This window comes from Bacillus sp. 05T31 (assembly GCF_056396725.1).
This window is the reverse complement of sequence record NZ_JBFTMA010001144.1, coordinates 1-817: the sequence shown is the minus strand read 5'-3', so window position 1 is coordinate 817 and position 817 is coordinate 1. Positions and strand designations below refer to the sequence as shown.

The following is an 817-nucleotide window of genomic DNA, read 5'->3' as shown; positions in this document are numbered from 1 at the left end:
CAGCTGAAGTTGTAATCAATGCTCTTAAGTGATAATCTTTCAGTTTTTTCATTTCTTTATATAATATTATTAAAAGTATAAAATTAGAAAACGATTCTTTTTCGTGTGAAAAGAATCGTTTTTTTGTATTCTTATAATTCAAAGGGTAAAAGTAAGAATATAATGAAAATACATTACGTATCCGGAATGAAAATTTCATGTACTGAATTATTTTATTAACATAAACAATATCAAAAAAGTATAATATAATTCAGTTAACATATATAAATGTTTTATGAAAATAAAAAGGAGAAACTATGAAAAAAAATATTAATAGAGTCATTTTGATTGTTAGTACAATAGTTGGTATGATTATATTTTCATATTTGCAGAACAATTCAATAAGTGTAAATGAAGTTAATATAGCATCTAGCAAAATTCCTTCCTCTTTTAAAGGATTTAAAATCCTCCAACTTTCAGATTTACATAATAAAAAATTTGGTGAAAAGCAAAATGTTTTAATTAAAAAAGTAAAAAACTTGAACCCTGATATCATTGTTATTACCGGTGATTTAATTGACAGTAAATCATATAATGCAGAAATTAGTTTGCAAGTAATACGAGAACTTGTGACGGAGTATCCAGTATATTTTGTGACAGGAAATCATGAACAGTGGTCAGGGAAATATAACAGTTTAGAGAAAGAATTGAAGAAATACCATGTTACAGTTTTAAGAAATGAGCATGTAAGTATTCAAAAAGAGGGGCAAGAAATAAACTTGCTAGGTATTGATGATCCAGAATTTACTAGTGGAAATCGTGATGAAGAACATATTGT

Annotated in this window: 1 protein-coding gene; it reads left to right on the top strand. The window is 25.8% G+C overall.

Annotation, left to right across the window (positions count from 1 at the left end; all coding sequences use genetic code 11):
* Positions 1 to 296: 296 nt before the first annotated feature.
* On the top strand, positions 297 to 817 hold a 521-nt coding region (locus AC1DJR_RS31970), incomplete at its 3' end, for a metallophosphoesterase (protein WP_477004465.1).